Here is a 26,191-nt window from a genome sequence, read left to right as displayed (position 1 = left end):
AAAAGGCAGGAGGAAAAATTTGAGTAGTGTAGTAAAGATGAAATCAAACAATATATCAGCAGGAAATTTTACACCGAAAGAACTAGAAAAGAAAAAGACTATACCGTTCTCAGTACTCATCTTTTTATTAATTGGTATTTTACTTATAAGCATGACTATATCAATTATGCTTGGCCCAGTTACTATTTCACCATTAACAGTTTGGAAGATTGCTCTTTCAAAGATATCAATCTTTGATTTGGGGCTTGCTCAAGATTGGTCTCGAGCTCAAGAACAGATTGTATGGGAGCTTAGATTTCCACGCGTATTTTTAGCTGCAATAGTAGGATCTGGTTTAGCGATAGTTGGTGTAGCAATTCAAGCGTTAGTAAGAAATTCTTTAGCCGATCCTTTTATATTAGGTGTCTCATCAGGAGCATCTGTAGGCGCTACACTTGTTATTGTTATGGGGGTTTTTACAATATTCGGACAATACGCTCTTTCAATAGCCGCTTTTATAGGTGCGTTATCTTCTGTACTGCTCGTGTTTTTATTAGCACAGGTACATGGAAAGATTTCTACAGTACGACTTCTTTTAGCAGGGATTGCGGTTTCGATGATGCTTTCAGCAGTTACAAGTTATATTGTAATTTCAGCTCCTAGAGAAGAAGGAATTCGAGACGCGATGTTTTGGATGATGGGGAGTGTGGCTGGTGCAAAGTGGAATAATTTAATGATTCCTTTTTTATGTTTAATCGTTGGCTTTATTTATTTAATGATCCAGTCTCGTTCACTAAATATTTTACTTATGGGAGAGGAAAGTGCCTCTACGTTAGGTGTAAACGTTGATGGATTCAAAAAAGTTCTCATTGTTATTACAGCCCTCCTTACTGGTGTGATGGTGGCTGTTAGTGGTGCGATTGGATTTATCGGGCTTATGATTCCTCATGTTGTTCGTTTAGTAATTAAATCTGACCATCGACGTGTGTTACCGGCAAGTGCATTAGTAGGAGCTATTTTCTTAATTTGGGCAGATGTCATAGCGAGAATGGTAGTAGCTCCTCAAGAACTTCCAATTGGAATCGTTACGGCACTATGCGGCGGTCCTTTCTTTATTTGGCTCCTTCGACGAAGTACTTATTCATTTGGAGGCGGTGGTACCTGATGATTTCTCTAAATAATGTAACAGTAACTATTGGAGATAAAACAATAAACGACAATATCAAGCTACAGTTAGAAAAAGGCCAGTTTGTTGGGATAATTGGGCCTAATGGTAGTGGCAAATCCACCTTATTAAAAACAATATATCGTATTAATAAACCAAAATTAGGTGAAATACATTTTGAAGGTGCTAACATTTTTCAGCTTACTCATCGAGAATTTGCTAGAAATATCGCTGTTGTTGGTCAAGAGAGTCATGTCCAATTTGATTTTTCAGTTATAGAAATTGTTTCTATGGGTAGGCATGCCCATAAAGGGATTTTCGAATCTGAAAAGGTAGGTGACCATCAACTAGTTGATCATGCTTTAGAGCAAGTAGGTATGACAGAGTATCGAGATAGAAGTTTTCTGACCTTATCAGGTGGAGAAAAGCAACGGGTCATGATTGCAAGAGCCCTTGCTCAAAATGCTAACTATCTTATTTTAGATGAACCGACAAACCACCTTGATATTCATCATCAGCTTCAAATATTAGATGTTGTAAAAAGAGTTGACATTTCTACTTTGGCAGCTTTACATGATTTGAACTTAGCCGCTGCATATTGTGATGTTATCTATGTGTTAGATAAAGGAACGGTGATTACTTTTGGTAGTCCGAGTGAGGTATTGACTGAGAGTTTACTGAAAGAGGTTTTTCAAGTTGATGCAACGGTTATTACTCATCCGATTACGGGTCAAATCCAGTTATTATATTCATCTAACACAATGACTAATAAATCGAAAAAAGTACATGGAGGAAAAAAATGAAAATTTTAAAAAGAGGAAAGTGGTTAGTTGCTAGTGTCGTAATATCGATGATGGTAGCTTGTAGTGGTATGGAAACATCGACTGAGCAGGAAGTACAGGTAAAAGATTTAGAAATTGAAATGGAAACGGATATAGTAGAGATTGAAAATAATGAGCAAATTCTTACGTTTTCAGAGGTACCGCAACGAGCAGTGACATTGAATCAGCATGTAACAGAAGTAATGCTCGCTTTAGGTTTAGAGGATTTTATGATTGGAACAGCATATCTTGATGATGAGATTTTACCAGAGTATCAAGCTGCATATGAAGCTATTGATGTTTTAGCAGATCAATATCCTTCACAAGAGGTCTTTTTAGCTGCTGAGCCTGATTTTGCTTATGCAGGTTGGGCAAGTGCCTTTAGAGAAGGTAATGTCGGAACAGTTGAACAGTTAAAGGAGTTTGGTGTTCAAGCTTATTTGCATCAGTCTTCTAGTAATGTAGGTCCAACAATAGAAGATGTATTTACAGATATACGAAACATCTCTAAAATTTTTAGAGTCGAGGAACGAGGCGAAAGTTTGATCAGAGAAATGAAGGATGAGTTAGAAATTGTGAAGGAAGGTATTCCCTCAAATGAAGAGCCAAAGCAAGTTTTTGTTTATGATAGTGGTGATACAACTCCATTTACTGTGGCTAAAAACTTTTTAAATACGCTAATTACAATGGCTGGTGCTGAAAATATTTTTAGTGATGTAGAGAAAAACTGGGCAGAGGTAAGCTGGGAAGAGGTAGTTGAGCGTAATCCAGATGTCATTGTCATAGTTGACTACGGAGAGACATCAGCTGATGATAAAAGGAATCTACTACTAAACCATCCAGCACTTACTGAAGTAACAGCTATTCAAGAAGAAGAGTTTATAGTTATGCCACTATCTGCTGCTGCTGAGGGTGTTCGTGCACCATATGCTCTTGAAATTTTAGTAGAAGCTCTATATAAATAATCATACTGATAGAGTATCTTTATTGCTTTTTTTACGTTTCCTCTATTAAACTAGTAATGGGTTTGATGCTTAAGTTGTAAACACCTATTCATAGAGAAACGAGGGAATATAGTGAAATACATTGCATACATCGTTATCGGATTGATTACTTTATTACTTATTACAGGCTTTGCGGTTCAGACAACACCAACTGCACCTGACAATACAAGAATCATTATTGATCATACAAAAAAAGTGTATGCTTCACCTCCTTGCTTTGATCAAGCAGAGTTAACAAATTTTCTTGAAGAAACAACGTTAGCACATGCTAAGGCGATAGGATACGAACCTGAGAGTGCTTGTACATCGGATTCTCTTGTTGCAGAATCTCGACCAGTCATTTTTCAAATATTAGGAATGAAACTCCCTGCTTGGGGAAAATACGGTCAATGGTAATATATGTTGAAAAGCTGTGGTGGTATAATGATACTACTACAGCTTTTATTGATTAAAAAGGATCGTTTTAGTATTGAAAGGAGCAATAATGATGCAATCATCCTCTAAACTAATTGAGAATCAGCGAAATTATTTTTTTACTGGGGAAACAAAGGATATTTCTTTTCGTATAAAACAACTAAAGCTTTTGAAAAAAGTAATAAAGAAAAATGAAAAGCAAATTATTGATGCACTGAGAAACGATTTAAATAAGTCAGAGTTTGAGGCCTATATGACAGAAATAGGTTATTTATATAATGAGATAAACGATGTTCTAAAGAATATAAAAGATTGGGCTAAGCCTAAAAAAGTTCGTACACCAAAAACACATATTGGGTCGGATAGTTATATATATCCTGAACCGTATGGAGTTGTCCTTATTATTGCCCCTTGGAATTATCCTTTTCAACTAGCATTAGCACCCCTTATCGGAGCAATGGCTACTGGTAACTGCGCGATTATAAAGCCGTCTGAATTAACTCCAGAAACATCAGCAATTGTCGCAGAAATTATCAAAGAGACTTACTCAGAAAACTATATAACTGTAGTAGAAGGTGCAGTGGAGACGAGTGAAGCTTTACTTAAGGAACGTTTTGATTATATTTTCTTTACTGGTAGCGTAGCGGTTGGAAAGATTGTTATGGAAGCAGCTTCTAAATACTTAACACCCATAACACTTGAATTAGGGGGGAAGAGCCCTACCATTGTTCATGATGATGCAAAGCTCGAGATAGCAGCAAAGCGCATTGTTTGGGGAAAATTTATTAATGCCGGGCAAACATGCGTTGCTCCTGATTATCTACTTGTTCAAAAAAATGTGAAAGAAAAATTAGTAGTACAGCTAAAAAAAGCAATAAAAGAATTTTACGGTGAAAATGTTATCAGTAATTCTAATTATCCAATGATTGTTAATCAGCGTCATTTGGATCGTTTAATAGCATATTTAGACAATGGAGACATTGTCTATGGTGGTCAGTCAGAAAGAGAAAAACGTTTCTTAGAACCTACACTTATTGAGAATGTTTCCCTTGATTCACCGATCATGACGGATGAAATTTTTGGTCCAATTTTACCAATTCTTGAATATGGCTCCTTAGATGAAGTCATTGAAATAGTTAGAGAACGTCAAAACCCCCTTGCTCTTTATTTATTTACTGAGAATGTAGCTACTGAAAAACGTATACTAAACGATTTGTCCTTTGGTGGTGGATGTATTAATGATACGATTTATCACCTTGGCACTCCTCATTTACCATTTGGTGGTGTAGGAGAAAGTGGTATGGGTGCATATCATGGTAAATTTAGCTTTGATACTTTTTCTCATCAAAAAGGGGTACTCAAGCAAACATCTAAATTTGATATACCATTAAGATACCATACGACAAAAGGTGCTTTAACGATGATAAAGCGAGTATTTAAATAATGTGTGTTTATTACTATTTCTTTTTTATTGAGTAATCATTCATTCCTTGGATGATACTGTCTGTGTAAATTCCTACGTTTCGTACCATTCTAATGCGTAGGAGGGGATGAAAATATGAAAAAAATGTTGTTATCATTAACAGCAGTAACATTTATAGCGGGAAGTTTAGTCGGCTGTGGTACTGCTGGTGTAGATGGTCAAAATGTAAACGTGCAACGTCAAGATTCACCAACCCAACTTGACCGTGGAGCAACACCAGGTACACACGATCCAATTATGCGACGAACTGAACCCTATACTCAACAATCACGACACCCGATAACACCACAAGCTCATAATCAAGACTTAGGGAGAACTGGTATTGAAGGACAAACGACTGGGACGACCGGGACAAGAATGGGTCAAGAAGACCAAAGTAGTATGAGAGAGAGACAACAAGGTTTGCGTCTTGGTACTGCTGGTGGATTTAGATAACAGGCTATGTGTTGTATTTAACCCTTTGGCATATATTGCTAAAGGGTTTTTTAGAGCGAACTCGGGCAATAATTGGGAACGCTATTCGTCTTACTTGAGAAAACCCATCTTAGTAGCTCCTTCGCACATTGCTTCGAAGATGTCTAAAAGGTAAAAAAGACTGTTGGAAAAGTGAAAATCACACTTTTTCAGAAGCCTTCCTTTTGGAACATCTTCTTTTTAATGTGTTGCTTTTCATATTCTTAGGTTCTATTGGTTAGATGTGTCAGAGTATTTTTCTTCTCTCTGAACAACATATAGCGTAGGAGGGGATGAAAATATGAAAAAAATAATTTTATCATTAACAGCAGCAACATTTATCGCAGGAAGCTTAGTTGGTTGTGGAACTGGTGGTGTAGAAGGTCAAAATATGAACATGCAACGACAGGATGCACCAACCCATCTTGATCGAGGAGTAACTCCAGGTGCTCACGATCCAATGATGAACCGTCCAGGAACAACACCGGGAGTATTTGATCCTACTTTACGTGGTACCCCTGGAGTTCATGACCCTGGATTAGGTCGACCAGGTATAGAAGGCCAAATGGGACAAAGAAATGTTGATGGTCATCGTGGCTTAATGAGAGGGACTCATGAAGGTCCAATTGAACAACGTAACAATGTCTTATCTCCTGCAGGGGAAAGAAACAGAGTACCTGACCAAACACCTGAAGCAGGCATGCGTTAATGAAAATAAAATTGCGTATTAAGTAACCATGAAAAGTTCTTTTTACGTTTTTATTCTAAATTCGTTGACAGTGTCGGTTAGAGAAGTTAGTGTATTTTAATTTTTTCAGAACACTATTTAAATTAAGAAGGGATGAAAATATGAAGAAATCATTAATGACTTTAACAGCAGCAACATTTATTGCAGGAAGCTTAGTTGGTTGTGGTGATATGGGAGCACAAGGTACTCATGGTACACAGGGAACAACTGGAGTAGGTGTTCATGGAGCTCCAACAGCACCACAGCACCAAACAATTAATCATGGAGTAACTAATAGAGGTACCCAAGGATCTACTATTCATAGTAAACAAGGTACTCATGGTATAAGTGGTACTGGTCAAGGTACTGCTAGAATAATGGAAGCGCCTGGAACTACTCAAGGTGTTGCACGTGGGGAAAGACCATTTAAAGGTCACTTTCCAGATGTTGAAGAAGAAAAATGGTTTACTGAAGATATTGAGTGGGTTAGAGACCATGACATTATGAAAGGTAAACCAGATGGTACGTTTTCACCTAACGAAGAAATGACTAGAGCACAAATGGCTACTTTAGTTAGAAACCTTGCTGAACAGGGCTATATTGATGTACCTGAAGATGAAGTAGAAGACGAGACACCAGGAGCAGATGAAACTCCAGGGGCAGACGAAACGCCAGGAGCAGATGAAACTCCAGGGGCAGACGAAACGCCAGGAGCAGATGAAACGCCAGGAGCAGATGAAACTCCAGGGGCAGATGAAACGCCAGGAGCAGATGAAACACCAGGAGCAGGCGAAACGCCAGCAGAGCAGTCTTAAAAAATGATTTTAAAAACCCCTTTAGTCAAGGCTAAAGGGGTTTAAACCTATTGATAAATCGTACTGCCTTTTTCACGAAATTCTTCTGATTTCTTTTGCATTTCTTTTTCTACGCTCTCAACTGTGAAGTTTTCTTTTTCTGCTTTATCACGAATGTCTTGAGTGATTTTCATACTACAGAACTTGGGACCACACATTGAGCAGAAATGTGCTGTTTTTGCTCCTTCTGCTGGTAATGTTTCATCATGAAAAGAGATTGCCTTTTCTGGGTCAAGTGATAGGTTAAACTGATCGTGCCAGCGGAATTCAAATCGAGCTTTTGAAAGAGCATCATCTCTTTTTTGAGCATTAGGATGTCCTTTTGCTAAATCAGCTGCATGAGCTGCTAATTTGTATGTAACAACTCCTTCACGTACATCTTCCTTATTAGGAAGTCCTAAATGTTCTTTCGGTGTGACATAGCAAAGCATCGCTGTTCCAAACCAACCAATCATTGCTGCACCAATAGCAGATGTAATGTGGTCATAGCCGGGTGCAATATCGGTTGTCAATGGACCTAATGTATAGAATGGTGCTTCGTTACAAATCTCTAGCTGTTTATCCATGTTTTCTTTGATTTTGTGCATTGGTACATGACCTGGTCCCTCAACCATTACTTGTACATCATGCTCCCAAGCAATTTTTGTTAATTCACCTAAAGTTTCAAGTTCAGCAAATTGAGCTTCATCATTTGCATCTGCAATTGACCCAGGGCGTAACCCGTCACCTAGTGAGAAAGCAATATCATATGTCTTCATAATTTCACAGATTTCTTCAAAATGAGTATATAAGAAGTTTTCTTCATGATGTGCAAGGCACCATGCAGCTAAGATAGAACCTCCTCTTGATACGATACCTGTAAGTCTGCTAGCTGTCATTGGAACGTAGCGAAGGAGGACACCAGCATGAATCGTAAAGTAGTCAACCCCTTGCTCTGCTTGCTCAATTAATGTATCACGGTACACTCCCCATGATAAATCCTCAGCTATGCCATTTACTTTTTCTAGTGCTTGATAAATCGGCACTGTTCCAATTGGAACAGGCGAGTTGCGGATAATCCATTCTCTTGTTGTATGGATATGTTTACCTGTTGATAAATCCATAATATTGTCAGCACCCCAACGAGTTGCCCATGTCATTTTTTCTACTTCTTCTTCGATTGAAGAGGTAACGGCAGAGTTTCCAATATTAGCATTGATTTTTGTATGGAAGTGACGTCCGATAATCATAGGCTCACTTTCAGGATGATTAATATTTGCAGGTATTATTGCACGTCCATTTGCAACTTCAGAGCGAATAAATTCAGGCTCTAGTCCCTCACGTATTGCGATAAACTCCATTTCAGGAGTAATAATACCTTTTCTTGCATAGTGAAGTTGAGTAACATTCTTTCCTTTTTTTGCTCTGATTGGTTTTCGGTGTGATGTATCAAATCTTTCTACTTCAAATGAACGTTCTTCTGTTTGAAAGCCATTATCCTCTGGTTTCGTACTTCTTCCTTCATATTCTTCTACATCTCCACGCTCTAGAATCCAGTTGCGGCGTAATTGAGGTAATCCTTTACGAACATCAACAATGTGATCAGGGTCTGTATATAAACCACTTGTGTCGTATACACGTAGAGGTTCATTTTGTTCTTCAATATCGTTTCGTACAGTTGGGCTCAGTTTGATTTCACGGAAAGGTACACGAATATCCTCTCTTGAACCTGTTTCATACACCTTTGTACTGTTTGGGAATGGGGGCATCAATGATACATTTTTTTCTTTCATAGACATAAAAAAATCCTCCTTCATATTGTTCAAAATAATTTGAACCATCTAGACAGGAGGAGGGGGTTTTAGGATATTTACACAGTAAAACACTATGATGATACGTCGTCAAAAAACAAAAAGACCGCTAGCAAGCGGTCGAATAGATAGACGTATTCCTAAGAATAATCCCTCCGCTAGCATTACCTAGATCAGGTTCCCGGTCGATAGCAGTGTCAGCTATCCTCTCAGCTTGTTACTCTCAAGCTCCCGTTTCTTCATTTACAATATTATCCTAACAGATTGAAAGAATACTAGCAAGGAAAAATTTTGTGTAAATGTGAATGGATGTACAATATTTTCTTAATTTAACTTTGAAAGGATACGTCTGACAGTGAAGTGAGTTATATGATGATATAACCAACCTCCTCAACGGCTTCGACAAAGTCTGATACATCCGCTATTTCTTCATTGTATTGAACTTTAATTGTCTTTTCCTCTAAGCTTCCCTTTGCTTCATTTACACCTTCTACTGATTTAATTGCCGTTTCTACAGTTGTAAGGCAATTACCACAGCTCATTTTTTCTACTTGTAGAGAAATTGTTTTCATTGTTCTTCACTCCTGTCTTTTACTTTACTTGCCATTATTCTTTTGAGAAAGGTTGATTTCTATACTTATTGCTTTAGAAAAGGAGATTATAGATATAATTTTTAAAAAATAATGAAAATTACTAAGAAGTTTAGTATAAATAAAGAGAATATAAAATTTAATCTGTTTTAGAAAAGGAGTTGTGCCATATCTCGATCATTTAAGAGTGATTGTAACTGTATAAGGATAATTTTAAGCGATATCGTTGTCAGTTAGTCTGAAGGGGATATATACCAGCACAACCCAATTAAGGCTTATTATGAAGCTTTGCAAACAAATTTTCCCTATGGTAAATTTAAAACAACTTAAGGAGCTCGAGTGCGAAGTGAGTCCGACGCTTGTTAGGAGTTAATTTGTTGTCTTAGTTGTGCAATATAATATAGAGACAAAGGTTGTACACATTAGCGAATTAGACTCAATACCAAGAGATTTTTTTGAGTATTCACAAACTTTAAAATAAAACATTATAGGAGCTGGGAGAAGAGATGAAAGTAGCAAAATTTGGTGGTTCATCAGTAGCAAGTGCGGAACAAATTAGAAAGGTATCAGCGATTATTACAGACGATCCAGAACGAAAAGTAGTTGTCGTTTCTGCACCGGGAAAGCGTAGTGACGAAGATACGAAAGTAACGGATTTATTAATACAATTAGGAGAAGCTCACTTAAGTGGTGCATCCACAGAAAAGGAACTAGCAGCTGTTGTTGGTCGTTATGCAGATATAGCCAAGGGCTTAGAGCTATCTCATGAGATTATTGAAACAATTGAGGCGGATTTAAAAGAAAGATTAAGCTTTGATACAACAAATCAAGGGAAGTTTATGGATTTAATCAAAGCGAGTGGTGAAGATAACAATGCAAAATTAATTGCATTCTATTTGCAAAGTAGTGGAATTGAAGCTCACTATATTTGCCCACTGAAGGCAGGTTTACTAGTAAGTGATGAACCAGGAAATGCTCAAGTACTACCAGAGGCATATGACAATTTATTTCAATTAAGAGAGCAATCAGGAATTCTTATTTTCCCAGGCTTCTTTGGCTACTCACCTGAGGGGACTCTCGTGACATTCCCTCGTGGAGGATCAGACATTACAGGCTCAATCTTAGCAGCGGGTATTGATGCGGAACTTTATGAAAACTTTACTGATGTAGATTCAGTTTACGCAGCAAACCCGAAAGTGGTTGAAAATCCTGTAGAAATTATGAAAATGACTTACCGTGAAATGAGAGAGCTTTCTTATGCTGGCTTCTCTGTTTTCCATGATGAAGCATTAATCCCAGCTTTCCGTAAGAAGATTCCTGTATGTATTAAGAATACAAACAATCCGAGTGCCAGAGGAACAATGATCATTGCTGAGCGTGAATATGAAGCGAATCCAGTTATCGGTATTGCGAGTGATTCGGGCTTCTGTACAATTTACGTTCGTAAATACTTAATGAATCGTGAAGTTGGATTTGGTCGTCGTTTACTTCAAATTATTGAAGATGAAGGTATCTCATATGAGCATATTCCATCAGGGATTGATGATACATCAGTTATCCTTGAACAGGCTCAATTAGATGGTGAAAAAGAACACCGCATCATTGAACGTATTAAAACTGAGCTCGAGGTTGATGACGTGTTCATCGAGCGTGATTTTGCGATGATTATGATCGTAGGTGAAGGCATGCATAATACAGTTGGTATTGCAGCAAGAGCAACAGATGCACTTTACCGAGCTGAAGCAAATATTGAAATGATTAACCAAGGATCATCAGAAGTTAGTTTAGTATTTGGTGTTCATGAAGAGGACGCTGACCGCGCAGTTAGTGAACTATATAAAGAATTCTTCGGAGCTTGTAAAGAGAATTGCATTCAATAAGTATAAACAAAAAAAGCACTGAGCAAATTTTTGCTCAGTGCTTTTTCTCTAACCGTAAAACGATTTCCTTCAATTCACGTATTTCTTGTTTTAAATCTGCCATTTCTTGTTTCTTCTCATCTTTTTCAGCCTTTTTAATATCAGCTTGTTCTAATTCATTTGCCTTTTCGACGTTACTTACAATAACTCCAATAAAGAGGTTAAAGACAATAAAGGTCCCAACTAGGATAAAGAGTACAAAATAAATCCAAGACCAAGTAAGCTGTTCAAATATCGGTCTCATAACTCCACTTGCCCATGATTCTAGTGTAACTACTTGGAAAAGTGTTAATAAGGATAGTTGTAAGTTACCGAAATATTCGGGTGCAACTTCTGCAAATAGCATCGTACCAGTAACAGCAAAAATATAAAAGATAATGCTCATTAAAATAAGAATGTTTCCTAAAGCAGGAATTGTTAATAATAACGCGTCTACTAGACGGCGCAAGGATGGAATGACTGATATTGCACGCAATACACGAAGAACACGTAGTATACGAAGCACTGTAATAAAATGTGCTCCTACAAAAATATGTCCACTTGCTACAATAATAAAGTCAAACCAGTTCCAACTATTTGTAAAAAACTTTTTGGTCGGTGTTGTAGCTATTAATCTCAAAGCTATTTCAACTGTAAATATCCATAATAGGACTCTATCGGCATATTCAAACCATTCCATGTGTGTTTGATAAAGATTTGGGTAAGTTTCTAAACCAACAACAATCGCATTTATAAGAATTAGTGTTATAACTGTTGCTGAGAAAGCAGCATGATTGACAATTTTTAAACAGAATTCTGAAGCAGTGTTCTTTTTATTAGAAGGCTGTATTTGCTTATTTTCATTTTCCATCTAATGCCCTCCTTAACTAGTTACGCATTATTCCTAATGATTCATAGAATCAGTATATTAATAGACAACACTATTAATAATACTAAATTTTTATTAATAGATAAAGGTAAATTTCTCAAAATGGTTCTACACATTTTCTAGTTGTATGACTATTAGTTGACCATTAATGTTGATCTGTTACAATTTTAGAAGATCTTGATTTACCAATGGATGAGAGGGGTAAAAAATGAATAATCAATTTGAGGTGCTTATTGTTGGGGCTGGTCTATCAGGTTTAATGGCAGCACAAACATGTAAGGAACAAGGAATTAGCTACATTGTGTTAGATAAAGGGAGAAGTGTAGGGGGACGCATGGCGACACGCCGAATTGCTGGTGGTAAGGCTGACCACGGTGCTCAGTTTTTTACGGCAAGAAGTGAAACAATGAAGACACTTGTACAAAATTGGAAAGAGAAAGATTTAATTAACGTGTGGTCAAATGGATTTCATCAAATGGAAGGGAAATCAATTGCTGTTGAACACGATGGATATCCTCGATATGTTGGAACAAATGGTATGAATGCTCTTATGAAGGATATTGCAAAGGATTTACATACAGTTGTAGGTCAAAAGGTAGAAAAAATTAGTGAAATAGATGGACGTTGGAAAGTAACTGCAATTGATACTAGTTGCAGTGAAGAGGTTACTTACAAAGCTAACAAGCTAATATTAACCGCTCCTGTTCCACAATCGCAGCAACTACTTGAAGCGGGTGGTGTAAAGCTTGAGAAAAAAGTGATCAAAGAGCTGAATGATGTATCTTATTATCCTTGCTTATGTGCAATTGTGGCACTAGATAAACGAACAACTATTCCTAGTCCAGGTGGGATTCAAGTAGGTGAAGGTATGCTAGCGTTCATTGGAGATAATGAACAAAAAGGAATCTCAGAATCTACAGTTGTAACAATACATGGCTCTGAACAATGGTCTAAATACAATTATGAAAGAGATAGTGAAGAAATTTTAGATGAGCTGATTGAAGCAGTTAAGCCTTTACTGGGTGAGGGTGAAATCATTGAAAAAAGGCAGTTAATGCGTTGGTTATATTCAAAGCCTGAAATTTTACATCCAGAGGAGTATTTAGGTACAGTAACACCTGCTCCAGTAGTATTTACAGGAGATATTTTTAAACGAGGAAAAGTTGAAGGTGCGATTTTATCAGGGTTAAGTGGGGTTAATTGGATTTTAAAACAACATTAATAAACGCGTAAAGAAGTCATCCTATTGGGGATGGCTTTTTACATTTTATTTTATCGTTATAGAAAGTGGTTGGCTAAATACTTACAACATAAATTCATGTATAATCAAATTAATGATAAAAAATGTAAATTAAGGTGAGGGGACGTATGGTTCAGTATCAATCAACACAACTATTAAAGCAATACGAACAATTATTAAGTGGAGTCGGAAAAGCATCAAATCAATTGCTAGTTTCAGAAAATATACAAGAAGGAATGAACTTTGCACTACAAGCCCTTGGAGAATCACTATGTGCAATGCGAATATTTATTTTTGAAATCCATACACATCCTGAAACAAATGAACCAGCCTGTAGTATGCGTTATGAATGGGTAGCTGAGGGAGTTTCTCCAACGATTCACCATTCAGACGAACAAAATGTTGTAATAAAAAAGGCTGGAACGGAAAAACAGATTAATCTTTTGAGAGCAGGAGAAATTGTCAATTTTGAAATTGAAAAGCTCCCTGAAGCAACGAAAACACGATTAGAAAATAAAAATGTCCTTTCTCATCAATTAGTACCTATTAGTATAGGGCAGGAGTTATGGGGCTTTCTTGGGATTATGGATGCTGTTAAGACTGATTGGAAAAATGTGAATGATGCAGCTCTTCGCTTAATGACGAGTAGTCTAGGAGCTACTATTAAACGTTTTGAAGAGGAAGAGAAACGTAAAGATAGTGAAACCAAATTTGAGGATATGGTTGTCAATGTACCTGGGGTTATTTTTCAATCAATTGCAAAGAATGATGGAAGTTGGCAAATGAACTATATTAGTCCAAAAATTAAAGAACTTTTTGGTTATGAGGCGCGGGAAGTAACTGAGGATATGGAGCAGGTATTCGATTCGGTTTATTTTAGTGATAAAGAAAGCTTTTTTCAATCACTTCATGATGCTACCACCTCATGCTCTTCCTGGAACTTTGAAGGGCGCCTAGTGAAAAAGACAACAGGTGAATTAAAATGGTGGCAAGGTACTGCAAGACCAGTAAAATCAACAGACGGAAATATTATTTTTAACGGTATTTTAGTTGATATCACAGAAAGAAGGCACACAGAAGAATTGCTAGCACAAGCTAAAAAAGAAGCAGAGCAAGCGAATCAGGCGAAAAGTGAGTTTTTATCTGCGATGAGTCATGAGATTCGAACTCCCTTAAATGCAATTATAGGTATTGCAGAGCTCTTAGGTGATAGTGAGCTTTCGAAAGAGCAAAGGCAATACATTAATATCTTTAAAAAATCAGGAAATTCATTATTAACTATTATTAATGATATTCTGGATTTGGCAAAGATTGAAGCAGGTCATATGAATTTAGTGAATGGACCTTTTTCAATTAGTGACGCAGTAGAACAGGCAGTCGATATCTTTTTCTTAAGTGCACATAAAAAGGGACTTGAAATCGTTTACGATATTAGTGTCGATCTTACCCGGACATATATCGGTGATGGAGAACGCCTGAAGCAGGTAATTACTAATCTTGTTGGAAACTCGCTTAAATTCACAGAGAATGGGGAAGTAGTTGTTTCTGTTTCACCATATCAAGGAAATCGGTCTGGAAATATTATATTTGAAGTTCGCGATACTGGAATTGGGATGTCCCAAGACACTTTAAATTCAATATTCGATCGTTTCTATCAAGTGGATTCATCAACAACGAAAAAATATGCGGGTACAGGCTTAGGTTTAACTATTTCTCAGAGAATTATAGAAATGATGAGTGGTGAAATATGGGTAGAAAGTGAAAAAGGGAAAGGGACGACGTTCTATTTCACTGTTGAACTTGAGGATAGTCTAGTAGAAGATGACAAACAGATTCCTAGTAAGTTACATTCTTTTGATGGATTGAAAGTATTAGTTGTAGATGATAATCATACGAACCGTCTAATTATAAAAAAAATGCTTGAACCACATGGTTTCTCGATATTTGAGGCTAGTAACGGAGTACGGGGTATTGAGATGATTCGTAAAGCACAGCAGGAAAATCAGGCTTTTGAGCTTTTATTAATAGATAATCTTATGCCAAACATGAGTGGGTTGGAGATGGCAGAGCATTTAATTAAAAAACGTGAAATTGAAGGTACACCAATGGTTATGCTTACATCTGATTATCGGAAGGAAGAGATGGAACAAATCCAATCTCTAGGCATTACATGGTATATGATTAAGCCAATAAAAAAAGCAGAGTTGTTTATGAAGCTAAATCAAGCCTTCTCTCAGTCTAATCTATTAAAAACAAACGTTACTACAATTAAATCAACAGTTGATACGTCTCCTTTATCGATAGAGAAACAAAATTCCACTAGGCTTTTATTAGTTGAAGATGTGGAAGATAACCGTAAACTAATTCTAGCATTCTTAAAGAAGGAACCTTATGTTATTGATATTGCAGAAAATGGTGAGGAAGCAGTAATAAAAGCCAAGCAAAATAAGTACGCTCTTATTTTAATGGATATGCAAATGCCAGTAAAAGATGGATATACAGCGACTAAGGAGATACGTGAGTGGGAAAAAGTACAACATCGACACCACACTCCAATTCTAGCGTTAACAGCGTATGCTTTAGAAGAAGATAAAAGAAAATCATTAGATGTTGGTTGTGATCTTCACCTAAGTAAGCCAATAAAAAAAAGAGAATTAATTGAAACGATGAAAAATGTACTGCGAATCTAATAGATTAAAAACTCGCTAATTCAAGCTACTAGTACCTTGATACTAGACATAGTATGTGAAACCATTAATTTGTATAGTCTCTTAAATTTTACAATAGTAGATTGGTAAAACAAATACAAAAATAGAAATATATGTATTTATATTAGAATTTGTATAGTGTGTTGTACTAGGGTAAATCCAAGAATAACTTGAAAAAGTCCTATGATGAGAGTTTCTTCTCATTATAGGACTTTTTTCTGTTAGCTATTTCGTTGTTGTGTCAGTTAAAATACGTCCGAGTTCCCTTGAGCGTTCAGTTGCTCGTTTAATTGCATTTGTTGTTGCTTCTTGGAATTTATATTCAGAAAGAACCTTTAAGCCAGCTTCTGTTGTTCCACCTGGACTCATGACCTCTTCATATAGCTCTGTTGATGTTTTTGATGTTGATTGAAGTCGTTTGGCAGCCCCAAGAATGGTTTGTACGATAAGCTCTTTGGCTTCCTCTTTTTCTAAACCAATGTCCTCTCCAGCTTGCTCCATTGCTTCCACAAGATAATAAATATAAGCAGGTCCGCTCCCAGCAAGCCCAGTAACTGCATCTAGTTTTTCCTCTGGAACAACGGTAACTGTACCGATTGCTTGAAATAATTCCTCTGTAAGGGAAACATGGTCTGTTGATGCATATTTTCCAGCAGAGATTGCTGTGGCTGACGCACCGACTTTTGCTGATGTATTTGGCATTGTACGAATAACAGGTGAATGATGTCCAAGTAATTCACTAATATAGTCAGTAGGTGTACCAGCTAGTACTGAGATAAATAGCTGTTCTTTATTAGTAAACTTTTTAATGTCGCGAACACCTTCAACAACATTTTTTGGTTTCATAGCAAGAACGACAATGTCTTTTCCATTTATAGCGTCTTCTTTTGTAGTTGTTACATGTATGCCGTATGTTGCTTTCAAGTGGTTAAGTCTGTCTGTATCTTGACGGTTAGTAGCAGTAATTTGCTCTGGTGATACGATTTTATCAGCGATTAATCCAGCAATGATTGATTCTGCCATTGAGCCGGCTCCGACAAATACGATTTGCTTTTCGTTTACCATTCGTTTCACCTACCCTTTAATTTGTCCTGTTCCACGAACTATATATTTCATTGATGTTAAAGCTGGTAATCCCATTGGTCCACGAGCGTGAAGCTTTTGTGTACTAATCCCTATTTCTGCTCCAAATCCAAACTCAAATCCATCTGTAAAGCGAGTAGAAGCGTTGTGATAGACAGCAGCAGCATCAACATACTTAAAGAAGGTTTCCGTGTTCTCGGCACTTTCTGTAATAATTGCTTCAGAATGCTTTGTGCCATATGTTTGGATATGTTTAATTGCTTCCTCTAAGCTAGGAACTACACGTAAAGCTACTGTAAAATCAAGATACTCTGTTGCCCAGTCTTCATCAGTGGCAGGGAGTAGGTTTTCATCTATCTTCCGAGCTGCTTCATTCGCACGGATTTCAACACCTTTTTCTTTTAGTTCAGAAAGTAGGTCTTGTAGGTGTTGATTTGCCCAGTCTTGGTGAACAAGGATTGTTTCTGCAGCGTTACATACTGAAGGACGTTGTGTTTTTGCATTAATTGCAATGTCAATTGCCATCTGTTTGTTTGCATCACTATCAATATATATATGACAATTGCCAACTCCAGTTTCGAGAACAGGAATAGAAGCGTTCTTTACAACCGTTTGTATTAAACCAGCCCCACCTCGAGGAATAAGTACATCGATATATTCATTAAGTGTAAACATCTTCGCAGCAGTTTCTCTGCTCGTATCTTCAAGAAGCTGTACTGCTTCGACAGGCACCTCGCTATTTTCAAGAGCTCGGTGAATGACCGCAACAATTGCTATATTTGAATGAATTGCTGATGAGCTACCTCGTAACAGAACAGCATTTCCAGTTTTTAAGCAAAGACTTGATGCATCCACTGTTACATTTGGACGTGCCTCATAAATCATCCCGATAACTCCTAATGGAACACGTACCTTTTCAATTTGTAATCCATTTGGTCGTTCCCAATCTTCCATAACTTCTCCAACTGGGTCTGGTAATTCGATAACTTGCTCTAGTCCTTCTGCCATATCTTTTATACGTTGTTCATTTAAAGTAAGTCTGTCTAATAGGTAATCCCCAATATCATTTTTTCTACCGTTAGCTAAATCTTTTTCATTTTCTGCTATAATGTACGCAGATTCTTCTAGAAGTTGCTTAGCGATTAACGATAGAGCTTCGTTTTTCTGAGCTGTTGTACAAACAGATAAGGCAGTTGTAATTTCCTGTGCCCGTTTTGCTTTTTGAACTAATTCACTCATTTTATCATCTTCTCCTTTGTTAAGGTTACCCAATTGTTTCTGTGGATGACCTCAGCACGTTCTTTATTTGTTTTTGTTTTTGCTTCTTTACTTGAAAGACCTTTTATCATGTCTAATTCCTCAGATGAAAAGCTAACTTGACCTTTCCCAATGAGCTCTTTCTTTTCATTTATTACTTCGACAACCTCGCCAACTGTGAACTGCCCTTCAATTGTCTTCACACCAGCAGGGAGGAGACTCTTTCCATTACTAACAACGGCTTTTTCAGCGCCTTTATCGATTTGAATTTTACCTGAGATGCTTGAGTGGATCCCGATCCATTGCTTTTTATTTTTCATAGAGGATGGACCAGTAATGCCGATATAGGTTCCGTCTCCTTTGCCGGCAACTGTATCAACGAGCTTTTCTTCACCTTCACCTGTGCCAATAAAGATTTTAACGCCTAATGAAAGAGCTGTTTTTGCAGCTTCGATTTTAGAACGCATCCCGCCAGTTCCTACTTTGGAACCAGCACCTCCAGCCATTTTTAATAGCTCTTCTGTTACTTCCGGTAGGAAGGTATATCTTTTCGCCTTTGGATTATTCCGAGGGTTATCATCGTACAATCCATTAATATCAGTTAAAATAATCAAAAAGTCAGCGTGGACGAGACCACTTACGAGTGCAGACAGCATGTCGTTATCTCCAAATGTTAATTCGTCGATAGCAACTGAATCATTCTCATTGATAATTGGTAGAACATCTCTTTTTAATAGTTCCGATAAAGTAGAGTAAGCATTGTTGTATTTTTCTTGATTGGCAAAATCATGTCTTGTTAATAAAAGCTGTGCTGTTACAATACCGTGCTGACGGAAGTGCTTAGAGTAGCCTTGCATAAGAAGTCCCTGACCAACGGCTGCTGCTGCTTGTTTTCCTGCTATTGTAACTGGACGAGTAGGATATCCTAAATCTGTAAATCCAGCAGCTACTGCACCTGACGAGATAAGAACAACCTCATGCCCTTCTTTTTTTAGCTTGGCTAGTGCTGAAACATGTTCAATTAATTTTTCTTCACATAGTCCACCATGGACATTGGTTAAAGAGCTACTTCCTATTTTTACAACAATTCGTTGTTTTCCCATGTAAATCCCTCTTTTTATGCATCTATTGTATAACATGTTGACTTAGAGCTTGGTTTTATAGAATAAAAAGCTAAGACAGTTTTAATCGAAGAAGGGCAATGGCTCCGCTCTGTGCGCGTTACAAGACAAGAAATTCACTTGTCGTTTAACTGTAAAAACAGGCATAGGCTTCGCGCATTGCACCATAGAAAAACTGCTTTCAGTTTTTCTATAAAAAAAACCCTTCAATCCTTTATGAAAAAGGACGGAAGAGTTGTATCCGCGGTACCACCTTTTTTGGCAACCACATATTGTGGTTGCCCGCTTGCTTTCCCGTAACGAGGGAAGTCGGTTAGGTTTTCCTAACAGCTCAAGGGCAGGTTCGATTCGACAGAGGTGGTAGAATCTTTCAGCCGCTGAATTCTACTCTCTTTACACATGTTCTGAGTCTACTATTCCCAATCTACGCTTACGTATTTTCTTGGAATTATTATAAAGTTATCTGACTTTTTCGTCAAGGGACGATCGAGTTTAGCTCTTTATTGTACATGATATAATTAACTCGGATGAAGAGAAAGGGTGATTTTTTGAGTCAGTTAGATTTAAAGGATAAAGTAATTGTTATCACAGGTGCATCGAGTGGACTAGGATGGCAACTTGCAATTGATGCTGCAAGGGCAGGGGCGATACCTATTCTTATGGCTCGTTCTACTGCAAAGTTACAGGAACTACATCAGTTTATTGAAACTACCTATAATCAAAAAGCATATTACTATACATTGGATGTTTGTTCACCTAGAGATATTCATGGAACATTCCAAACAGTTGTTAGCGAGCATAAAAAAATTGATGCTCTTATTAATAATGCAGGTTTTGCTATATTTGAAACTTTTCTTGATGCAGATTTAGAAGACATGAAGGAGATGTTTGATGTCAATGTACTTGGGCTCATGGCTTGTACAAAGGCGGTTTTGCCTGAAATGGTGAAGGAGAATAGAGGACATATTATTAATATTGCATCGCAAGCAGGGAAAATATCAACACCAAAGTCTAGTGTGTATGCGGCAACTAAGCATGCTGTTCTCGGTTTTACAAATAGCTTACGAATGGAGTTACACGAAACGAATATTCATGTAAGTGCTGTTAATCCAGGACCGATTCGGACACCTTTTTTTACAAGAGCTGACCAAGAGGGGACATATGTAAAAAATATTGAGAAGTTTATGCTTGAACCAAGCTATGTTTCTATGAAGATTCTTTCACTACTAATAAAACCAAAGAGAGAAGTAAATCTCCCTTATTGGATGAATATTGGATCAAGGCTTTATCAACTCTTTCCTTCATTAGTTGAGAAACTTGGTGGCAAAAGTTTTTATCAAAAGTAGTTGATTGTTAGATAGTCGTAAATAACATCATGAAGAAGGTAGTGTATATCTTCGTTTGGATTTTGTTCCATTTTTTTGTGGAAGTTCTTTATAAGGATGTTTAATTCTTCTTCGCTAATCTGAACAGTCGGGTCTTGAACATAGCTTGTCATAATTTTTTTGATTTTCTTTTGTAAAAAGGCTTTATCAATCATCTTAGAGGGGCTCCTTATGTTTAACTTTCTTTTATATTAAGGAAGAATTGTGTTTTGTGCAATGAGGAGAGTTATTTATAAATTATAAATTATGAGTTATGAGTTATGAATGGAAGGCATTAAGATGAAGTTTGGAGGGTTTTAAAGAATTATATAAAAGTTTAAAACCCTCCTTGATTTAGTGGGTTTTTGATTTGTATGTTAAATAGTAGTAGAACGTTCCTTTCCGTCTATAATCGGTAAGTTGGTGTGATCCACCGTAGAACTTTTAGCTTCTTAAAGCTTACTCGTTTCCAGCTGCGCGATCGATTTGTTCTTGGTCAGGTACGTGTTCCTCTTGGATTTCTCCACATGCAGTTAGCATGGTTATGGCCAATACCCCGGCTACGATAGAAAATAATATTTTTTTCATTTCTTTCCCTCCCAATAGTAGTTTTTATCCCGTTCTACTGTCGGTTAGCGTTCCGACTGTAACTTGAGAAATATAAACCGACTGGAAGAACACGATAAGGAAGCTCTTATGGTGCAATAGATGAAATGTCATCTATTATAATACTATACACTTATCTGAAAATAAGAATATACATTTGTATTTTATGGAAAATTTTTATCTTTTATGATAAAGACTCTTTTACTGGTTTTGACTATCTTTAACGAAAAAGGCTGCTCAAAAGGATTATTGAATCCCTTTGAAGCAACCTTTTTAAAGTTTATTAACTTCAAGCTCTTTATTTTCAAGTATTTCAACTTGCTTTTTTGATTCTTTTGCTACCTTTTTTGTATGATGTACGAGCTTAGCGATGTTTTTGTGAGTTTGCTTGGCTCCTTTTACGAGGAGAGGGACACCGATAAAATCTATATGAAATCTCCTAGAAAAGAGACCACCAAATGTCATTGCTAATGGCACTGTAGGTGACGCATTTGAAAAGATGACCTTTTCCTGTGACTTCCCATTCTCCTGAAGGATCGTCATTAGTTCTTTCAGTGCAGGAATTAATTCTTTCGAGCGACCTCTTCCTACAGTGTAAACTTTATGTCCTTCTGAATCTTCTCCGTGATAGATAATTCGACCAAAGTCTCCTGGAGTAAGTTTATTAAAGATATCAATTCCCAGTATTTCTTCCTTTGTTGGTATACGGTCATGAGGAATCTTATTTAAGTGATAGGCAGCTGCAAGGGCTGATGAATGTGTACCAGCATAGCAGTTGTATACGTACATCATGTATCATCTGTCCTTTCGATCTTGTTGTTCTTGCTTAGATTCTACTTATTTCCATCTCTTCTTAATTAACGTCTCCAGCTTTCGCTTAAGTGTAATATTCCATGGTTCATGTTCTCTTCCAATTGGATGAACAAGTACAGTTGTCATGTTAAGGCGCTTTCCACACCAAACGTCAGTAAAGATTTGATCTCCTAGGAAGAGGCTTGTCTCACTTTTTTCACCTAATTTGTTCATTTCCTTTTCAATTCTTGTAATTCCAGGTTTTCCACTCATACCAAGTCCGTGGATTCCATAAGGTGCTACGAAACGGTCTACTCTTCCCTGACTATTATTGGAGACAATGAATAGCGTGACATTATTTTCTTTCAGCATTTCTATCCAATGTCCTAACTCTTCACTACCATGTTCATGGTCGTGGATAGCTAACGTACTATCTAAGTCAGAAAAAATTGCTTTGATATTTCTTTCATTTAGCCATTCTTTTGTTAGCTCTGAAAAATGTTGTATTTCATAATCTGGTTTAAAGTATTTCATAATCAAAATTCCCCACTGTTTTTTGTCTTATTAAATATAATAACCCAACTTTAATATTTTTACCAAAATCGACAAATAGAGGATGTATAACACGGGAAACTTTACTATCTATTATGTATAACTCAACAGCAAGTATACTGTTGAGCCTTTCTGAAACTATTTTGTTGTTGTTTCCTCTTCGTCATCATAAGCGATTAAAATTACATCTAGCTCTTTTTCTAGTCCTTTTATTTGCTGTAATTGTTCTTCGTTCAGATGTGCAACGTGGTAATGTTCCATTATGTTTCCTCCTCGTTAGGTTTAACAATTTTAGTATGTACCAGTAGAACTTCCATAAATGTAATTATTTAATGGTAATTAATCACAATCTTGAAATTCTATTTGAATGAGAACGTATATTCTTATATACTTATTTGTATAATAGGAACAGATGTTCTTTTGAGGGGTGAGGCTGTGGAGATGTATCGGGGGATTAAAGAACGCAATATTCTCTGTATTGATATGAAAAGCTTTTATGCTAGCTGTTCGGCACTTGCCTTGGGATTAGACCCATTAACTTGTTATTTAGCTGTTGTAGCAGATACAAAGCGACAGGGAAGTGTCGTATTAGCAGCTACGGCGAAGCTCAAGAAAGATTATCATATAAAGACAGGAAGTCGACTATTTGAAATTCCAAAGGACCCAAGAATTCAGGTTGTCAATGCTCAAATGGCGATGTATTTAGATACATCTGTTGAGCTTACTGCCTTTTTCAATCGATATGTGCCAATGGAGTGCATTCATACATATAGCGTTGATGAAAGTTTTCTTCAAGTAGACGGAACTGAGAGACTTTGGGGCAGTCCGAGAGAATTAGCGGAGAAGATTCGTCAGGACATGTTAGAGGAATTTGGGTTAACGTGCTCGATTGGGATTGGGCCAAATATGTTATTGTCCAAGCTTTGTCTTGATTTAGAGGCGAAGAGAGAAGGAGTGGCAGAGTGGCGATTTAAAGATGTAAAAGAAAAGCTCTGGCCAGTTTCTCCATTAAGTGAGATGTGGGGCATTGGCTCTAGAATGGAAAGGAATTTACAACGTTTAGGGATTCGTACAGTTGGTCAGTTGGCTAATTATCCGTTAGAAAAACTGGAGAAGAAGTTTGGTGTGATGGGAAATCAGATTTACTACCATGCATGGGGCATTGATTTATCTGATTTAGGTGCTCCGATTATACAAGGACAAATAAGTTATGCAAAAGGGCAAATGCTCATGCGAGATTACAAAGATAAGAAAGAAATTAAATGTGTCGTTCTTGAAATGTGTGAGGAAGTGACAAGGAGAGCAAGACAAGCAAGTAAAGCAGGAAGGACGATCACTCTTGGTCTTGGTTATAGCAAGACAGAGGAGGGGAGAGGCTTTTCACGCTCTCTATCTCTTGCCGAGCCAACGAATTTAACTTTAGAGGTATATGAAGCTTGTTTGAGGTTGCTTGCTACCTTTTACCGGGGAGAGGTAGTTAGACAAATTACAATCTCTCTTTCAAATGTATGTAGCGATTCTTATACACAGCTTAGTATTTTTGATGATACAAAGCCAAAGAAAAAGGATTTAAGCTATGTAATGGATTCAATAAGAGAGAAATATGGTTCTACTTCCTTACTACGAGCGGTCTCCTATACAAAAGGTGGAACAGCGCGCCATCGTAGTACATTACTAGGTGGGCATAAGGCGTAAGAGTTAAAGAAAAAGGAGTTGAAGAACATGTTACGTGATCGTGGGACAATCAAATGGACAGCGATGATGCTTCCAGAGCATGTCAGTTTACTGAGAGAATTAAAAGAAAAAATGAAGCGTAAGGAAAAGCCAGAGCTAGACCCGCAAAAGCTAGAAGAAATGAATGAAACTATTTTAATGGCAATAGAAAATAAATCTTCTGTGGCGATTACTTATTATCACCAATACGATTTTCATTGTCTCATTGGTACGATTGCTCGGATTGATGGGGTGAATAAAAGGATTCACATCTTTGATAAATTTGAAGAAAGTTCAACGCTATTATTTAATCAAATTATTGATATAAATTTCCATGAATAAAAGTTCTATGAGTGAGCCATGCTCATATAATAAGTAAGCAGCTGTTCAAAAGGATAATGTGGGGCTGTAAAGCAAGCTCTTTTAGTTAGCTGGAGGTGCGTGAAGGTTTGAAAAAATTAGAATACACAGTTATCTAAAGGGAGCAATCATTTACATTATTTTGTAACAAAAGCTTCACAATACTACTGGTGAAAGTTTACAAAGATCAGTGTATAGTAAGTAACAAGTAAGACCTAAAACATTTTAAGAATAGGAAGTGAAGAGAACGTGATCGTTCATGACTTAGTCGAAACCAAAGAATTATTTGTTGGAGAAGTAAAGCAAGATTTTTATGTTGTTTATGAAAAGTTCGAAAACAACGATGCCGTTTTTGTAGGGAAAACTCTCCAAACAAAAAAGATGGGTACAGAAGAAGTTGTCCAAATTTTCCGTGGTGAAAAAGAGCATTCTTTACGTAATGTAGAAAAGTATCAAATTGGAACAGACTACCCATCAATTGAAGCGGTTTTGACAAAGGTAAAAGAAACACACCAAGAAATTTTCATTTAAACAAATGATAAAAACATATAGATAAGAAATAGAAAACGTAGCCCTTCTCTCGAGAGTCACCTCAGAGAAGGGCTTTTTTAATATAAAAGTAAGAAAAAAAGGATTGAATTTTGTCTGTTTGAACAGGGATAGTCAACTCCTCATAGAATAGTATGATAACTAGAATTGAGGAAGTGATGATGATTGAAATTATCCTAATTCGTCACGGAAAAACGAATTGTCCAATGGAAAATAAAATGGTAGTAAAGGATTTTAAGGAATGGGTGAAGGAATATGACCAAGCCGGAATTGAAGAGAATCAAGACTTATCAGCCGAACTTAGACTTTTAGTGGAACAAGATAGCTATATCATTACGAGTGATCGAAATCGTGCAATGGAAACTGCTAAGATGATAGGGTTAGAAAGGTATGTAAGCGATCAAACCTTTCGTGAAGCAGAAATTCCAATTCCTTTGAAGTTAAAATGGATAAAAATGAAGCCGAAATATTGGACCGTATTCTGTCGCTTTCTTTGGATGTTAGGCTACTCAGGGAATGGTGAATCTCGACAACAAACAAATAAGAGAGCTGAAATAGCAGTATCAAAGTTAATGAACAAACTACAGGAAAGCTCATCAATTGTCGTTATAGGGCATGGTTTTTTTAACCATATAGTAGGTAAAAAGTTAATAACAAGAGGATGGAGAAGAAAAGACCAAGCTGATTATCGATACTTAGGAAAAACAACATATATATTTGAGCCTATTAAAAGAAATTAACTGTATGAAAAGCTTCTGTTCATTTTATAGATGTTGAAT

27 protein-coding genes, 1 riboswitch and 1 other annotated feature are annotated in these 26,191 nt (G+C 36.9%); of the genes, 16 read left to right on the top strand and 11 right to left on the bottom strand.

Features of this window, described 5'->3' with window-relative positions; all coding sequences use genetic code 11:
- Nucleotides 1-100: 100 nt before the first annotated feature.
- The 8 genes from CD003_RS10730 to CD003_RS22085 all read left to right on the top strand — a co-directional run bounded on the left by CD003_RS10730 (nt 101) and on the right by CD003_RS22085 (nt 6,861).
- Entirely contained in the window at nt 101-1,144 is a 1,044-nt protein-coding gene (locus CD003_RS10730; protein ID WP_096202329.1) for a FecCD family ABC transporter permease, read from the top strand.
- The gene (locus CD003_RS10725; RefSeq protein ID WP_096201113.1) at nt 1,144-1,947 is read left to right on the top strand and encodes an ABC transporter ATP-binding protein; all 804 of its coding nucleotides are present in this window, start codon (nt 1,144-1,146) and stop codon (nt 1,945-1,947) included. Before CD003_RS10730 ends, CD003_RS10725 begins: the two co-directional genes overlap by 1 nt.
- Complete coding sequence (locus CD003_RS10720; protein WP_096201112.1) at nt 1,944-2,930, top strand: ABC transporter substrate-binding protein; 987 nt, start codon at nt 1,944-1,946, stop codon at nt 2,928-2,930. Before CD003_RS10725 ends, CD003_RS10720 begins: the two co-directional genes overlap by 4 nt.
- A gap of 111 nt (nt 2,931-3,041) precedes the next feature.
- Complete coding sequence (locus CD003_RS10715) at nt 3,042-3,365, top strand: hypothetical protein (protein ID WP_096201111.1); 324 nt, start codon at nt 3,042-3,044, stop codon at nt 3,363-3,365.
- Between the two features lie 91 nt (nt 3,366-3,456).
- Nucleotides 3,457-4,827, top strand: coding sequence for an aldehyde dehydrogenase (locus CD003_RS10710; protein ID WP_096201110.1), 1,371 nt, complete (start codon nt 3,457-3,459; stop codon nt 4,825-4,827).
- Nucleotides 4,828-4,941: 114 nt separating this feature from the next.
- A complete protein-coding gene (locus CD003_RS10705; RefSeq protein ID WP_096201109.1) occupies nt 4,942-5,301 on the top strand; it encodes a hypothetical protein in 360 nt (119 codons plus the stop codon).
- A 319-nt stretch (nt 5,302-5,620) separates the two neighbouring features.
- Nucleotides 5,621-6,028 carry a hypothetical protein gene (locus tag CD003_RS10700; protein WP_096201108.1) on the top strand — a complete coding sequence of 136 codons (408 nt, stop codon included), beginning with the start codon at nt 5,621-5,623 and terminating at the stop codon, nt 6,026-6,028.
- A 140-nt stretch (nt 6,029-6,168) separates the two neighbouring features.
- Nucleotides 6,169-6,861 (top strand): S-layer homology domain-containing protein, encoded by a 693-nt coding sequence (locus CD003_RS22085; RefSeq protein ID WP_096201107.1) that lies wholly within the window; start codon nt 6,169-6,171, stop codon nt 6,859-6,861.
- A gap of 47 nt (nt 6,862-6,908) precedes the next feature.
- Here CD003_RS22085 and thiC read toward each other — a convergent pair whose 3' ends face one another.
- Entirely contained in the window at nt 6,909-8,678 is a 1,770-nt protein-coding gene (gene thiC, locus CD003_RS10690) for a phosphomethylpyrimidine synthase ThiC (RefSeq protein ID WP_373558539.1), read from the bottom strand.
- 145 nt (nt 8,679-8,823) lie between these two features.
- Nucleotides 8,824-8,935: riboswitch (TPP riboswitch) on the bottom strand.
- Between the two features lie 120 nt (nt 8,936-9,055).
- Nucleotides 9,056-9,262, bottom strand: coding sequence for a heavy-metal-associated domain-containing protein (locus CD003_RS10685; RefSeq protein ID WP_096201106.1), 207 nt, complete (start codon nt 9,260-9,262; stop codon nt 9,056-9,058).
- Nucleotides 9,263-9,786: 524 nt separating this feature from the next.
- On the opposite strand from CD003_RS10685, the gene CD003_RS10680 reads away from it, so the two are divergent.
- Nucleotides 9,787-11,160 (top strand): aspartate kinase, encoded by a 1,374-nt coding sequence (locus CD003_RS10680; protein WP_096201105.1) that lies wholly within the window; start codon nt 9,787-9,789, stop codon nt 11,158-11,160.
- Between the two features lie 34 nt (nt 11,161-11,194).
- On the opposite strand, the gene CD003_RS10675 is transcribed toward CD003_RS10680, so the two are convergent.
- A complete protein-coding gene (locus CD003_RS10675) occupies nt 11,195-12,049 on the bottom strand; it encodes an ion transporter (protein ID WP_096201104.1) in 855 nt (284 codons plus the stop codon).
- Between the two features lie 226 nt (nt 12,050-12,275).
- Here CD003_RS10675 and CD003_RS10670 point away from each other — a divergent pair, with 226 nt between their 5' ends.
- Nucleotides 12,276-13,289: an NAD(P)/FAD-dependent oxidoreductase gene (locus CD003_RS10670; RefSeq protein WP_096201103.1), complete on the top strand. Its 1,014-nt coding sequence runs from the start codon at nt 12,276-12,278 to the stop codon at nt 13,287-13,289.
- A 146-nt stretch (nt 13,290-13,435) separates the two neighbouring features.
- The gene (locus CD003_RS10665) at nt 13,436-15,997 is read left to right on the top strand and encodes a PAS domain-containing hybrid sensor histidine kinase/response regulator (protein ID WP_096201102.1); all 2,562 of its coding nucleotides are present in this window, start codon (nt 13,436-13,438) and stop codon (nt 15,995-15,997) included.
- Between the two features lie 243 nt (nt 15,998-16,240).
- On the opposite strand, the gene proC is transcribed toward CD003_RS10665, so the two are convergent.
- The 3 genes from proC to proB are packed head-to-tail and all read right to left on the bottom strand — an operon-like array spanning nt 16,241 to nt 19,458.
- Nucleotides 16,241-17,080, bottom strand: a complete 840-nt coding sequence (gene proC / locus CD003_RS10660) for a pyrroline-5-carboxylate reductase (RefSeq protein WP_096201101.1) — start codon at nt 17,078-17,080, stop codon at nt 16,241-16,243.
- Between the two features lie 9 nt (nt 17,081-17,089).
- On the bottom strand, nt 17,090-18,337 hold the full coding sequence (locus tag CD003_RS10655) for a glutamate-5-semialdehyde dehydrogenase (protein WP_096201100.1): 1,248 nt from the start codon (nt 18,335-18,337) through the stop codon (nt 17,090-17,092).
- Entirely contained in the window at nt 18,334-19,458 is a 1,125-nt protein-coding gene (gene proB / locus CD003_RS10650; RefSeq protein WP_096201099.1) for a glutamate 5-kinase, read from the bottom strand. The genes CD003_RS10655 and proB overlap by 4 nt, the downstream gene beginning before the upstream one ends.
- Before the next feature lie 237 nt (nt 19,459-19,695).
- Nucleotides 19,696-19,912, bottom strand: a binding site (T-box leader).
- Between the two features lie 112 nt (nt 19,913-20,024).
- On the opposite strand from proB, the gene CD003_RS10645 reads away from it, so the two are divergent.
- A complete protein-coding gene (locus CD003_RS10645) occupies nt 20,025-20,822 on the top strand; it encodes an SDR family NAD(P)-dependent oxidoreductase (protein ID WP_257008297.1) in 798 nt (265 codons plus the stop codon).
- On the opposite strand, the gene CD003_RS10640 is transcribed toward CD003_RS10645, so the two are convergent.
- From CD003_RS10640 to CD003_RS22305, 5 genes are all read right to left on the bottom strand, one after another.
- Nucleotides 20,813-21,016 (bottom strand): YqzH family protein, encoded by a 204-nt coding sequence (locus CD003_RS10640; protein WP_096201097.1) that lies wholly within the window; start codon nt 21,014-21,016, stop codon nt 20,813-20,815. The genes CD003_RS10645 and CD003_RS10640 overlap by 10 nt on opposite strands.
- 283 nt (nt 21,017-21,299) lie before the next feature.
- The gene (locus tag CD003_RS22310; RefSeq protein WP_257008296.1) at nt 21,300-21,428 is read right to left on the bottom strand and encodes a hypothetical protein; all 129 of its coding nucleotides are present in this window, start codon (nt 21,426-21,428) and stop codon (nt 21,300-21,302) included.
- Nucleotides 21,429-21,719: 291 nt separating this feature from the next.
- Nucleotides 21,720-22,238, bottom strand: coding sequence for a DUF3189 family protein (locus CD003_RS10635; RefSeq protein WP_096201096.1), 519 nt, complete (start codon nt 22,236-22,238; stop codon nt 21,720-21,722).
- 45 nt (nt 22,239-22,283) lie between these two features.
- Entirely contained in the window at nt 22,284-22,772 is a 489-nt protein-coding gene (locus tag CD003_RS10630; RefSeq protein ID WP_096201095.1) for a YqeG family HAD IIIA-type phosphatase, read from the bottom strand.
- A 156-nt stretch (nt 22,773-22,928) separates the two neighbouring features.
- On the bottom strand, nt 22,929-23,051 hold the full coding sequence (locus CD003_RS22305; protein ID WP_257008295.1) for a hypothetical protein: 123 nt from the start codon (nt 23,049-23,051) through the stop codon (nt 22,929-22,931).
- Nucleotides 23,052-23,231: 180 nt separating this feature from the next.
- Here CD003_RS22305 and CD003_RS10625 point away from each other — a divergent pair, with 180 nt between their 5' ends.
- The 4 genes from CD003_RS10625 (at nt 23,232) to CD003_RS10610 (ending at nt 26,152) form a co-directional block, all read left to right on the top strand.
- Entirely contained in the window at nt 23,232-24,485 is a 1,254-nt protein-coding gene (locus tag CD003_RS10625) for a Y-family DNA polymerase (RefSeq protein ID WP_096202327.1), read from the top strand.
- Nucleotides 24,486-24,512: 27 nt separating this feature from the next.
- The gene (locus tag CD003_RS10620) at nt 24,513-24,845 is read left to right on the top strand and encodes a YolD-like family protein (protein ID WP_096201094.1); all 333 of its coding nucleotides are present in this window, start codon (nt 24,513-24,515) and stop codon (nt 24,843-24,845) included.
- A 267-nt stretch (nt 24,846-25,112) separates the two neighbouring features.
- Nucleotides 25,113-25,394 carry a hypothetical protein gene (locus CD003_RS10615; protein ID WP_096201093.1) on the top strand — a complete coding sequence of 94 codons (282 nt, stop codon included), beginning with the start codon at nt 25,113-25,115 and terminating at the stop codon, nt 25,392-25,394.
- A 179-nt stretch (nt 25,395-25,573) separates the two neighbouring features.
- The gene (locus CD003_RS10610) at nt 25,574-26,152 is read left to right on the top strand and encodes a histidine phosphatase family protein (RefSeq protein WP_179295522.1); all 579 of its coding nucleotides are present in this window, start codon (nt 25,574-25,576) and stop codon (nt 26,150-26,152) included.
- Nucleotides 26,153-26,191: the final 39 nt, after the last annotated feature.

Origin of the sequence: Bacillus sp. FJAT-45350 (genome assembly GCF_002335805.1) — a bacterium.
In the GTDB taxonomy this organism is placed as follows: domain Bacteria; phylum Bacillota; class Bacilli; order Bacillales; family NISU01; genus FJAT-45350.
This window is presented reverse-complemented; position numbering and strand designations above follow the sequence as displayed.